At 70.0% G+C, this 11858-nt stretch carries 9 protein-coding genes; 7 read left to right on the top strand and 2 right to left on the bottom strand.

Annotated elements, in window-relative coordinates:
- Positions 1-9 precede the first annotated feature (9 nt).
- The 4 genes from VF592_RS08430 (at position 10) to paoC (ending at position 5319) form a co-directional block, all read left to right on the top strand.
- Entirely contained in the window at positions 10-1353 is a 1344-nt protein-coding gene (locus tag VF592_RS08430) for an SDR family oxidoreductase (RefSeq protein ID WP_331005173.1), read from the top strand.
- A gap of 145 nt (positions 1354-1498) precedes the next feature.
- Entirely contained in the window at positions 1499-2137 is a 639-nt protein-coding gene (paoA, locus tag VF592_RS08425; protein ID WP_331005172.1) for an aldehyde dehydrogenase iron-sulfur subunit PaoA, read from the top strand.
- A complete protein-coding gene (locus VF592_RS08420; protein ID WP_331005171.1) occupies positions 2134-3084 on the top strand; it encodes a xanthine dehydrogenase family protein subunit M in 951 nt (316 codons plus the stop codon). Before paoA ends, VF592_RS08420 begins: the two co-directional genes overlap by 4 nt.
- A 3-nt stretch (positions 3085-3087) precedes the next feature.
- The gene (gene paoC, locus VF592_RS08415; RefSeq protein WP_331005170.1) at positions 3088-5319 is read left to right on the top strand and encodes an aldehyde oxidoreductase molybdenum-binding subunit PaoC; all 2232 of its coding nucleotides are present in this window, start codon (positions 3088-3090) and stop codon (positions 5317-5319) included.
- Here paoC and VF592_RS08410 read toward each other — a convergent pair.
- Positions 5279-6541 carry a hypothetical protein gene (locus VF592_RS08410; RefSeq protein ID WP_331005169.1) on the bottom strand — a complete coding sequence of 421 codons (1263 nt, stop codon included), beginning with the start codon at positions 6539-6541 and terminating at the stop codon, positions 5279-5281. The two genes, paoC and VF592_RS08410, sit on opposite strands and share 41 nt — an antisense overlap.
- A 209-nt stretch (positions 6542-6750) precedes the next feature.
- On the bottom strand, positions 6751-10119 hold the full coding sequence (locus VF592_RS08405; RefSeq protein WP_331005168.1) for an amidohydrolase family protein: 3369 nt from the start codon (positions 10117-10119) through the stop codon (positions 6751-6753).
- A 112-nt stretch (positions 10120-10231) separates the two neighbouring features.
- On the opposite strand from VF592_RS08405, the gene VF592_RS08400 reads away from it, so the two are divergent.
- The 3 genes from VF592_RS08400 to VF592_RS08390 all read left to right on the top strand — a co-directional run.
- Complete coding sequence (locus VF592_RS08400) at positions 10232-10966, top strand: alpha/beta hydrolase (protein ID WP_331005167.1); 735 nt, start codon at positions 10232-10234, stop codon at positions 10964-10966.
- A complete protein-coding gene (locus tag VF592_RS08395; protein WP_331005166.1) occupies positions 10963-11397 on the top strand; it encodes a VOC family protein in 435 nt (144 codons plus the stop codon). The genes VF592_RS08400 and VF592_RS08395 overlap by 4 nt, the downstream gene beginning before the upstream one ends.
- A gap of 5 nt (positions 11398-11402) precedes the next feature.
- The coding region (locus tag VF592_RS08390; RefSeq protein ID WP_331005214.1) for an MBL fold metallo-hydrolase at positions 11403-11858 on the top strand (456 nt) is incomplete at its 3' end.

Here is an 11858-nt window from a genome sequence, read left to right as displayed (position 1 = left end):
AACCCACCCATGAAGCTCAAGCTCAAGCCGCTCGCCGACCAGGTGATCGTCATCACCGGCGCCTCGTCGGGCATCGGCCTCGCCACCGCGCGCATGGCGGCCAAGGCGGGCGCCCGGGTGGTCGCGGTCGCGCGCAGCGGCGACGCGCTCGCGCAGCTCGTGTCGGAGATCGTGACGGCCGGCGGACAGGCGATCCACGTCATCGCCGATGTATCGGTCGAGGATGAGGTACGCCGCGTCGCCGAGATCGCGGTCGGGCGGTTCGGCGGGTTCGACACCTGGGTCAACAATGCCGGCGCCGGCATCTATGGCCGGATCGAACAGGTGCCGATCGCGGATCAGCGCCGGCTGATGGACGTGAATTATTGGAGCCAGGTCCATGGCTCGCTCGAGGCCGTGCGTCACTTCAAGGCCCGCAATGGCGGCGCGCTGATAAACATCGGCAGCGAGGTGGGGGAGCGCGGCATCCCGCTCCAGGGCGCCTATGCGGCCACCAAGCACGCGATCAAGGGTTTCACCGAAGCGCTCCGCATGGAGCTGGAGGATGAAGGCGCACCGGTGTCGGTCACGCTGGTCAAGCCCGGCCAGATCGACACGCCCTTCCCGGTCAACGCCAAGAATTATCTGCCGTCCGAGCCGCATCATGTCCCGCCGGTCTATGCCCCGGAGGTCGTGGCCCGTGCGATCCTGGGCGCGGCCGTCAGGCCGATCCGCGACCTTTATGCCGGCGGCGGCGCGCGCGGCATGGCGGCGGCGGCGCATCTCGCGCCCGGCGCGATCGACCGGCCGCTGGGGGCGGCGCTGATCCCGACCACCCCGTCGGGCCGAGAGCCGGCTCGCTCCTTCGAGGATAACGGCCTCGACCGTCCCAACAACCGGCTGGAGGAACACGGCAACTACGAAGGCCATGTCATGAGGACGAGCCTCTACACCGAAGCCAAGCTCCACCCGCTCGCGGCCGGCGCCGCCGCGCTGGGCGTCGGCCTCGCCCTCCTCGCCGGCGCGAAGCTCAAGCCCCATGCTCCCGCCAGGATGGGCGGCGCGGCCGGCGAGTCGCTCGCCAAGGCACTCCACGTCACGCTTGAAGCCAGGCAGGGCCGCGAAGACGAGGTCCGCGAATTGCTCCGCAACATCCTGGCCGAGGTGCAGGACGAGCCCGGCACGCGCAGCTGGTACGGCGTACGCCGGACCGGGCGGGTGTTCGAGATTTTCGAGACCTTCCCGGACGAGGCCGCGCGCGCGGCGCATCTGGCCGGCAAGGGCGCCGCGCTGCTCATGGCCCGGTCGAACGAGCTGCTCGCGAGACCGGCGCGGATCGACCGCCTCGACCTGCTGCTGCGCAAGCCCGGCTGAACGGGCGGCTGTCAAGGAGTGGCGGCCCGGACATTCCGCTTCAGGATATTTCCAGGCGGGGGAATGGACCCGCATCCGCTTCCGTCCGTTCTGTTCCACGCGCGCCGGTCCATGATAAGGGGCGGCGCGAAGGGAATCTCAATTCATGGGTGGCGATCTTGATTTCTCGCGGCGCGGCGTGATCGGGGCTGGCATGGCCGGCGTGGCGGTGACCGGCATCGGCTTGGCCGACGGCGCGGAGGCCCAGCGGCCGGCGGGAGGCCAGACGACCGCGACCATGTCGGTGTCGCTGACCGTCAACGGCCAGGCGCGCACGCTCGACATCGATCCGCGCACCTCGCTGCTCGACGCGCTGCGCGAGCATCTGAAGCTCACCGGCTCGAAAAAGGGCTGCGACCATGGCCAGTGCGGCGCGTGCACGGTGCTGGTCGAGGGACGCCGCATCAACAGCTGCCTGTCGCTCGCGGTAATGCACGACGGCGACGAGGTCACGACGATCGAGGGGCTGGGCCGCCCCGGCGCGCTGCACCCGATGCAGGCCGCCTTCGTCAAGCATGACGCGTTTCAGTGCGGCTATTGCACCCCCGGGCAGATCTGCTCGGCGGTGGGGATGCTCGAGGAGATCAAGGCAGGCGTGCCGAGCCACATCGCGACCGATCTGAACCGCAAGCCCGGCGCCACCGTCGACGAGATGCGCGAGCGGATGAGCGGCAATCTGTGCCGCTGCGGTGCCTATTCGAACATCGTCGAGGCGATGGTCGAGGTGGCGGGAACGCGCGCATGAAGTCCTTCACCTATGAACGCGCCGCCACGCCCGCGGCCGCCGCCGCGGCGGCGGCCAGGACCCCCGGCGCGCGTTTCATCGCGGGCGGGACCAATCTGCTCGACCTGATGAAGCTGCAGATCGAGACGCCCGCCCATCTGATCGACGTGAACCGCATCGGCCTCGACAAGATCGAGGAAACGCCGGCAGGCGGCCTGCGCATCGGCGCGCTGGTGCGCAACACCGACCTGGCGAGCGACCCGCGCGTCCGCCGCGATTACGGCGTCCTCTCGCGCGCGCTGCTGTCGGGCGCCAGCGGGCAGCTCCGCAACAAGGCGACGACGGCGGGCAATCTGCTCCAGCGGACCCGCTGTCCCTATTTCTACGACACCACGAAGCCGTGCAACAAGCGCAAGCCCGGCACGGGCTGCGCGGCGATCGGCGGGTTCAACCGCAACCTCGCGATCATCGGCACCAGCGACCAGTGCATCGCGACGCATCCCAGCGACATGGCGGTCGCGATGCGCGTGCTCGACGCCACGGTGGAGACCGTGCGTCCCGACGGGCAGACCCGCGCCATCCCGATCGCCGACTTCCACCGCCTGCCCGGCGATACGCCGCACATCGACACCAATCTCCAGCCCGGCGAGCTGATCACCGCCGTGACGCTGCCCAAGCCGATCGGCGGCACGCAGATCTATCAAAAGGTCCGCGACCGTGCCTCCTATGCCTTCGCGCTGATCTCCGTCGCGGCGGTGATCGAACGCGGCGGGCGCGGGCGGCTCGCCTTCGGCGGCGTGGCGCATAAGCCGTGGCGCGTCGAGGCGGCCGAGGCGCGGATCGGCGCGGGTCCCAAGGCGACCGCTGACACGGCGTTCGCGGGCGCGCGCACCACCCAACAGAACGCGTTCAAGCTGCCGCTGATCGAGCGCACGCTGACTGCCGTGTTCGCCCAAGTGAAGGCATAAGCCATGCGGTTTGACACGCCCGCCACCACCAACCCCATCGACCGCATGACCGTCGTCGGCAAGCCGGTCGACCGGGTCGATGGGCCGCTCAAGGTCTCCGGGCTCGCGCCCTATGCCTATGAACGTCACGATGTCGTCCCCGGTCAGGCATACGGCTTCATCGTCGGCGCGGCGATCGCGCGCGGCCGCATCCGGTCGATGGACCTGGCCGAGGCGAAGCGCGCGCCCGGCGTGGTCGCGATCGTCACCCACGAGAATGCCGGCAAGCTCGGCAAGCCCAAGGCGATCACCGCGACGCTGCTCGGCGGGCCGGAGATCGAGCATTTCGATCAGGCGATCGCGATCGTCGTCGCGGAAAGCTTCGAACAGGCCCGCGCCGCCGCCAAGCTGATCCGCGTCGATTACGCCCGCGCCGACGGCCAATACGACCTGCGCGCCGCCCTGCCCACCGCCAAGCCGGTCAGCGACGGCAGCGGCGAGGGCAGCGCGTCGCCCGCCCGCGTCGAGATCGGCGATTTCGACGGCGCCTTCGCCCGCGCGCCGGTCAAGGTCGAGGCCGAATATTCCACCCCCGACGAAAGCCATGCGATGATGGAGCCCCACGCCTCCATCGCCGCCTGGACGGGTGACGAGCTGACGCTGTGGACGTCGAACCAGATGATCAACTGGGCGGTTCGCGACCTCAGCCAGGCGCTGCTCATCCCCAAGGACAAGATCCGCGTCCTGTCGCCCTATATCGGCGGCGGCTTCGGGTCGAAATTGTGGATCCGCTCCGACACGGTGATGGCCGCGGTCGCCGCGCGCGTGGCCAAGCGCCCGGTCAAGGTCGCGCTCACCCGGCAGCAGGTGTTCAACAACACCACCCACCGCCCCGCCACCGTCCAGCGGCTGCGCCTGGGCGCCGAGCGCGACGGGCGGATCACCGCCATCTCGCACGAGAGTTCGTCGGGCGACCTGCCCGGCGGCGGGCCGGAGACGGCGACCTCGCAGACGCGGCTGCTTTATGCCGGCGCGAACCGGCTGGTCGAGATGAAACTCGCGACGCTCCATCTGCCCGAGGGCAATGCGATGCGCGCGCCGGGCGAGGCGCCGGGCATGATGGCGCTCGAGGTCGCGATGGACGAACTGGCCGAGAAACTGGGCATGGACCCGGTGGAGCTCCGCATCGTCAACGACACCCAAGTCGATCCCGAGCATCCCGAGCGCCGCTTCTCGCAACGCAATTTGATCGCTTGCCTGCGCACCGGCGCCGACCGCTTCGGCTGGTCGAAGCGTAATGCGAAGCCGGCCCAGGTGCGCGACGGGCGCTGGCTGGTCGGCATGGGCGTGGCTTCCGCCTTCCGCAACAATCTGACCATGAAGTCCGCCGCGCGCGTCGCGGTCGACCGCACCGGCGCCGTCACCGTCTCCACCGACATGACCGATATCGGGACCGGCAGCTATACGGTCATCGCGCAGACCGCCGCCGAGATGCTCGGCGTTCCCGTGGACAAGGTCGTGGTGCGGCTGGGCGATTCCAGCTTTCCCGTGTCGTCCGGGTCGGGCGGACAATGGGGCGGCAACAGCGCGACGGCGGGCGTCTATGCCGCCTGCGCCAAGCTGCGCGAGGCGGTCGCGGCCAAGCTCGGCTTCAACTCGGCCGATGTCGAGTTCGTCGGCGGTCAGGTCCGGTCGGGCAATCGCAGCGTTCCCCTGGCCGAGGCGGCGGGCGATGCGGGGATCACCGCCGAGGATTTTCTCGACTATGGCGATCTGGGCAAGACCTATCAGCAATCGACCTTCGGCGCGCATTTCGTCGAGGCCGGGGTCGACGCGCTAACGGGCGAGGTGCGCATCCGGCGGATGCTCGCGGTCTGCGCGGCGGGGCGCATCCTCAATCCCAAGACCGCGCGCAGCCAGGTGATCGGCGCGATGACCATGGGCGTCGGCGCGGCATTGATGGAAGAAGCGGTGGTCGACACGCGCTTCGGCTGCTTCATCAACCACGACCTCGCCGAATATCATGTGCCGGTCCATGCCGACATCCCGCACCAGGACGTGATCTTCCTCGACGAGGCGGACGACAAGTCGTCGCCGATGAAGGCCAAGGGCGTGGGCGAACTGGGCATGTGCGGCGTCGGCGGCGCGGTCGCCAACGCCGTGTACAACGCCTGCGGGGTGCGCGTGCGCGACTATCCGCTGACGCTGGACAAGATCATCGCGGGGCTGCCGCCGCTCTCGTCGAAGGTGGCGTAGGCGGGGCCGACGCGGAGGGCTGGCGCAGCACGCTCCACCCCTCCGGCAGGAAGTCGGTCGACATGTAATAATAGAAATTGCATCCGCCGTCCGCGCGGTAGCTCGCGCCCTTGACCAGGCCGATCGCGGTGGTGCCGATGAACACGGGCCCGCCGCTGTCGCCGCCGCGGCATTTGGGGCCGGCGACCGTCACCCAGGTCGGGGTGCACGCGCCGCCGCACAGGTCGCCCGACGGCGCGAAGTCGGTCAGCTCGACCTCGGCGCAGCTATAGCCGCTCCGCTCGCCCTGGTGGCACACGAAGTCGCCCGCGCGCGTGCTCCGCAGCGGACGCGCGCCGGTCACCGGCCGCGACAGCGTCTTGGCGTTGTCCGCAAAGAAGAAGGGGCGCAGCGCGGCGTCGGCAAGGTGAAGCTGCACGTCCTGATAGCCCCAGCCCCAGCCGTCGATGAACGTCAGCGGCACCTCGGGGCCGCCGCCCTCCAGATAGCTCAGCGCATCGGGGCAATGCGCGGCGGTGACGACCCCCGCTTGGACGCCGTTGGTGACCACGAACCCCGTGGTGCAGGCATAACGCCGCCCATCGGCCGGACTCGTCCCCACCAGCCGCGCCCCGCCCTCGACCGCGCTGTCCGCGTCGGGCCGGTCCACCGCGCGCAGCCGGACGGGCACCCCGGTCGCCAGCGTCAGCTCGGTCAGCAACGCGTCATGGCCATGAGCGTCGATATCCGCCCGGTTGAGCGTGACGACCATCTCGCCGGTGCGCTGATCGAGCCCCAGGCCGGGGGCGTGGGGCAAGGCGGCGCGAATATCGGCCTGATGGCGCTCGATCGCGGCGACCACCTGCCCGCGCGTCGCGACCGCGCCGGTGCGGAAGACCACGGGTACGACGCCGCCGCCCGTGACGATCCGCTCCCCGGCCACCGGCGCGTCCCCCGTCAGCAGCACGCTGATCCGATAGGCCGCACCATGCTCCACCGCGATCCCCGCCAGCCGGTCGGCGAACCGCGCGGCGATCGCGTCGGTCGCGGCGAGCGTCTCCTCCTGCGCCCGCAACCGCCAACTCGCTTCGTCGATCGACACTCCATGGCGCGCGGCATATTCCCCCGCATCCCGCGCCAGCGCCTCGCGCGGCGTCTGCGCCGTCCGGGCGAGTGCCGGGGCGCTCGTCAGCAGCGCGGCCGCCGCCGGGACCCACCACGGTGTCGCTGTTCCCATTCGCATCACCCGGCGATGGATAGCCGATCTTCCACAACGCGCGATGAACCCGCGCGGCCGATCGGGGCTGTCCTACAGACCGGGGTTCATCCTATCCCTTCGAATCGTTCTTTCTCACCGTCCGTTCGCCCCGATGCCGGCAAGGCCATGCCGACCCCAACCGGGTCGGTGTGTCATTGCGGCGTTTACGCCTGAACTTCCATTGAACTTCCGGCTCACCGGCCCGCCTGCTCCCACCAATAGGCCGGGCGCTTCGCGGTGCCCGTCGCGACCTCGTTCATCGTCGCGGCATCGTATAGCCGCCCGCCGAGCATGACCCGGCTCACCTTGTCGCTGTTGCGGATATCGACGGTCGGATCGGCGTCGAGCACCACCAGGTCGGCGAGCTTGCCGACCTCCAGCGAACCGATGTCGCGCGCCATGCCCAGCGACCGCGCAGGGACGATCGTGCCCGCCCGCAGCGCCTGGATCGGGGTCATCCCGCCGCGCACGAAGCTCCACAGCTCCCAATGCGCGCCGATCCCCGCCTGCTGCCCATGCGCGCCGATCGACACTAATATGCCCCGGTCGGCGAGCCTTTTCGCCTCGCGCGCATTGTCGTCGTCGACGAAGTTCGATTCGGGCGCCTTGATCCGTCGCGCCCCGGCGGCGTTGAGCTGGGCCGGGGGCGTGTGCGCGCGGAGCAGCGGGTGCGCGTAGATGTCGGTCGCCTGCCGCCAATAGGGATCGCCCGCCAGCCCCCCATAGGACACGACCAGGGTCGGCGTGTAATTGACGTTGGTCTGCGCCCAGAATTGCAGCACGTCGTCGTAGAAGCGCTCCAGCGGGACATTATGCTCCAGCGTCGAATTGCCGTCGGCGATCAGGTTCATGTCCATGCCGAACAGCGATCCGCCCTCCGCCACGACCTGCATCCCCTCGCGCCGGGCGGCCTCGACGACCTGCTGGCGCTGCTCGCGGCGGGGCTGGTTGTAGTTCTTGACGCTCCCCGCCCCCTGCGCCTTCAGTCGGCGGACATGGGCCAGCGCGTCGTCCAGCCCGTTGATCTCGGCATAGACCGACGCCGACTTGGCGCCATAGACGATCTCGCCCGTGGAGAAGATGCGGGGCGCCAGGATCAGCCCCGCGCGCTGCATCTCCTTGGCCGCGAATATCTCGCTCGATCGGTTGGACGGGTCGTGAAGCGTCGTGGTGCCCAGCGCCAGGTTCTGGATCATCGACCAATTGGCCTGGGGCACCACCTCGTCCTCCCCCGCCGGGCCATGCGCATGCGCGTCGATCAGCCCGGGGATGATTGTCTTGCCCGCCACGTCGACCACCGTCGCCCCCGCCGGGATCGCCGTCGACCCGCGCGGGCCCACCGCTACGATGCGGTCGTCGCGGACGATCACCACGCCGTCAGCGACGATCCCGCCATCGTCGGCGGCCATGGTGACGAGCTTGGCCCCGACCAGCGCGACCGTGCCGCGCCGCTTGGCGGCGGCGACGTCCATCGACAGCGACACGCCCGACCGCGGCGGCACGAAGGCGGGCGCGTTCTTGGGCCGCGGCGCGTCGGCGAACAACGCGGCGCGCTCGACGGTATAGACCGTCGGCCCCAGGCTCCAGTGCAGCCGCGCGCCGTCGTTCGACCAGTGGATGTAATCGGCCCCGCCCGTGCTGACCTTGGTCACCGGCAGCGCCTTGGCCTTGGGCTCCAGCTCGACCGCCTGCCCGCCGGGCATCAGCGGCACGACGAACGCCTCGTAATTCTGCCGGAACGCGACGAACTGGCCGTCGGGTGCCACTTCGTAATCATTGGTCAGCTCGCCGGAGGCATGGACGCGCTTGCCCTCGCCCGACAGGTCCGTGCTGACGAGCTGGCGCGTCGACTTCCCGTCCTTGCGCTCGTCGGCGATCATGAACAGCCGCTCGCCGCTCGCGCCGAACTGGGGGGACGCCATGTCGCGCGCCACGCGGACGGGCACCCCGCCCGTGGCGGCGACGCGGTAGACGCCCGGGTCTTCCGACCAGCGCGGCGAGGTCAGCCCGCCGCCCGATCCCCGCTCGAACACGATGGTGCGCCCGTCGGGCGAGAAGCGCGGCCGGGCGTAATGGCCCGGCGTCGTCGTCAGGTCGCGCGGCGTCCCCCCGCCGCTCGCGACGGTGCGGATGCGGCCCAGCCCGGCGTCGGTCCAGGCGACGAAGGCGATCAGCCTGCCGTCGCGCGACCAGGTCGGGAACAGCTCGCTGCCATCCGCGTCGCCCGTCCGCGTCAGGCGCTTGGGCGCCCCGCCCGCCATCGGCTTCAGCCATAACTTGCCCAGCGATTCGAACACCACCTGCCGCCCGTCCGGCGACACCGACGCGAAGCGCGGCATGGCGGTCGCAAAGCGGTCGGGCGCCACCTGCACCTGCGGATGCGGCGCCGCGATCGCGCCGCGCGTGTCGTTCACCTGGAACGGGATATCGCGCGCGTTCGTGCCGTCGGCGTCGACCCGCCGGATCTTGCCCCCCGCCCAGAACAGCACCGATCGGTTGTCGGGCGTCCAGGCCATGTTCGGATAGACGCCGGTGACCGCCCATGTCTCCTGCACGTCCTGGTCGAGCGCGTCGTAGATCTTGCGCTCCTCGCCGCTGGCCAGATCCTTGACGTACAGCTTGGACCGCGTCGCCTCGCGCCGGACAAAGGCGATGCGCTTGCCGTCGGGCGACGGGGTCGGGCGGACCGATCCGCCCTCGCCCGACACCGCGGTCGTCGTCTCGCCCGTGTCGAGGTCATAGCGTTCGATGTGGAACAGGTCGGTGTTCGAATCCTGCGCATATTCGAAGATCGGGCCGGGCGAGACGTTTCTGGTGTAGAAGACCGACCGGCCATCGGCGGCGTAGACGGGCTCGCCCAGCTCCTTTTGATGCGTCTCGCTCGGCTTCTTGACCAGCTGGACGCCCGATCCGCCCGACACATGGTACATCCAAACCTCGCCCGTGCCGAGCGAGCGGCCGGTGGTGAAATGCTTCTTGGCGACCAGAAACCGCCCGTCGGGGCTCCAGCTCGGCTGGTTGAGCAGGCGGAACTCCTCCGTCGTGACCTGGCGCTTGTCCGATCCGTCGCGGTTCATGATCCAGATATTGTCGCCCCCGCCCCGGTCGGAGGTGAAGGCGATGCGTCGCCCGTCGGGCGAGAAGCGCGGCTGCACCTCCCAGGCCAGCCCCTCGGCGATGCGCGTCGGCGTCCCGCCCTCGATCGGCATGGTGTACAGGTCACCGAGCAGCGCAAAGGCGATCGTCCGCCCGTCGCGGCTGACGTCCAGGTCCATCCAGCTCCCCTGATCGGTGCGGATCGGCATCTGCCGCACCGTCGCGCCGAGCGGCGCGTTGACATTCCAGGCGGCGGGCGTCGGCGACGGAGCGGGCACCGGCGCCGGGGCATAGGCGGGCGTCGGCGTCGCGGCGGGAGCGGGCTGCGCGTCGGGGCGGATCACCCGATCCTCGGGTGCCTGCGTCTCCTCGACCGGTCGCGGCGGCTGCGGCGGCGCGACCTGTGCCCCGACCTGATGCGCGGCGAGCGCTGCGAACGAGACGAGCGCGATGGTGCGGTGCTTCATGACATCCCCTTATATCTTGCGGCACGGTATCGCCGGGCGAACCGGCTTTCGCAACGGGTCATGGACACCCGGCCTTCCCTGCTCCCCGCCCGACCGGCTATGGGCTTGCGGCATGACGGACGCGCGCCCCCGCCTCGCCTATCACCTGACGGAGGGTAGCGGGCCGACCGTCCTGTTCCTGCCCGGCTATGCGTCGGACATGGGCGGCGCCAAGGCGCTCGCGCTGGAGGCCTGGGCACGGGCGAGTGGCCGCGCGTTCCTGCGCTTCGACTATGGCGGATGCGGGCGGAGCGAGGGCGCTTTCGAGGACCGGACCCTAGTCGACTGGCGCGACGACGTGCTGTCGATGATCGACTCGGTCGCGACCGGACCGGTGGTGCTGGTGGGCTCGTCGATGGGCGGGTGGCTGATGCTGCTCGCCGCGGTCGCGCGGCCCGATCGGGTCGTCGGGCTGGTCGGGGTCGCGCCCGCCCCGGACTTCACCGACTGGGGCTTCTCGACCGACGAGAAAATGTACCTGCTCCAGCACGGGCGGCTGGAGCGGCCTAATCCTTACGGTCCGGCGTCGACCGTCTATACCCGCGCCTTCTGGTCCTCGGGCGAGGCCAACCGCATCATGTTCGGCGAGATCGCGGTCGATATGCCCGTGCGCTTCATCCAGGGCCAGCGCGATCCCGACGTGCCGTGGAGCCGCACCGCGCAGCTCGCCACGATGCTGCGATCCAACGACGTGCGGTGCGTGCTGGTCAAGGACGGCGACCATCGCCTGTCCCGCGACGCCGACCTCGCGCTGCTCGTCGATGCGGTCGAGGATATCCTGTCAATCACCAACGGAGCTGCCGCATGATCTACCTTCACACCATGATCCGCGTCGCCGACCCCGATGCGACCATCCGCTTCTTCGACCTGCTCGGGCTGAAGGAGGTCCGGCGGATCGAGAGCGAGCAGGGCCGGTTCACCCTCATCTTCCTTGCCACGCCGGAGGACATGAACGCACCCGGCGAGCGCGCCCGCGCCGAGGTCGAGCTGACGCACAACTGGGACCCGGAGGTATATTCGGGCGGGCGCAATTTCGGCCATCTCGCCTACCGGGTCGAGAATATCTACGAGACCTGCCGGCGGCTGATGGACGGCGGCGTGACGATCAACCGCCCGCCGCGTGACGGGCATATGGCGTTCGTGAAGACCCCCGACGGCATCTCGATCGAGCTGCTGCAGGACGGACGTCTCGAACCCGCCGAGCCTTGGGCGTCGATGCCCAATATCGGCAGCTGGTGACTCAGGTGCTGGAGGTCGTCCGTGTCCCCGTGCTGAGCGACAATTACGCCTGGCTGGTCCATGATCCGGTGTCGGGCGAGACGCTGGCGGTCGATCCGGGCGAGGCCGGGCCGATGCTCGACGTGGCGGCGTTGCGGGGCTGGCGGATCGGGCAGGTATGGACGACGCACTGGCACCCCGACCATGTCGGCGGCAATGCCGAGCTCCGCGCGCTTGGTGCCGTCGTGACCGGTCCGGCGGCGGAGGCGGCGCGCATCCCGACGCTCGACCGCACCGTCGCCGAGGGGGACGAGGTGATGCTCGGCGCGCACCGGGCGACGGTGATCGAGACGCCGGGCCATACGCTCGGCCATATCGTCTTCCACTTCGCCGAGGCCGGCCTGTTGTTCAGCGGCGACACGCTGTTCGCGATGGGGTGCGGGCGGCTGTTCGAGGGGGATGCGGCGCAGATGTTCGGCAAC

It is taken from the genome of Sphingomonas sp. (assembly GCF_036388435.1).
Taxonomy (GTDB): Bacteria; Pseudomonadota; Alphaproteobacteria; order Sphingomonadales; family Sphingomonadaceae; genus Sphingomonas.
Note: the sequence above shows the minus strand (reverse complement) of the source record. Positions and strands in the feature narration are given on the sequence as shown.

What these genes read in the sequence shown, in the direction of transcription:
- VF592_RS08430 (WP_331005173.1), top strand. Translation starts at nt 10, where the DNA reads ATGAAGCTCAAGCTCAAGCCGCTCGCCGACCAGGTGATCGTCATCACC.
- VF592_RS08420 (WP_331005171.1), top strand. Translation starts at nt 2,134, where the DNA reads ATGAAGTCCTTCACCTATGAACGCGCCGCCACGCCCGCGGCCGCCGCC.
- paoC (WP_331005170.1), top strand. Translation starts at nt 3,088, where the DNA reads ATGCGGTTTGACACGCCCGCCACCACCAACCCCATCGACCGCATGACC.
- VF592_RS08405 (WP_331005168.1), bottom strand. Translation starts at nt 10,119, where the DNA reads ATGAAGCACCGCACCATCGCGCTCGTCTCGTTCGCAGCGCTCGCCGCG.
- VF592_RS08410 (WP_331005169.1), bottom strand. Translation starts at nt 6,541, where the DNA reads ATGCGAATGGGAACAGCGACACCGTGGTGGGTCCCGGCGGCGGCCGCG.
- paoA (WP_331005172.1), top strand. Translation starts at nt 1,499, where the DNA reads ATGGGTGGCGATCTTGATTTCTCGCGGCGCGGCGTGATCGGGGCTGGC.
- VF592_RS08395 (WP_331005166.1), top strand. Translation starts at nt 10,963, where the DNA reads ATGATCTACCTTCACACCATGATCCGCGTCGCCGACCCCGATGCGACC.
- VF592_RS08400 (WP_331005167.1), top strand. Translation starts at nt 10,232, where the DNA reads ATGACGGACGCGCGCCCCCGCCTCGCCTATCACCTGACGGAGGGTAGC.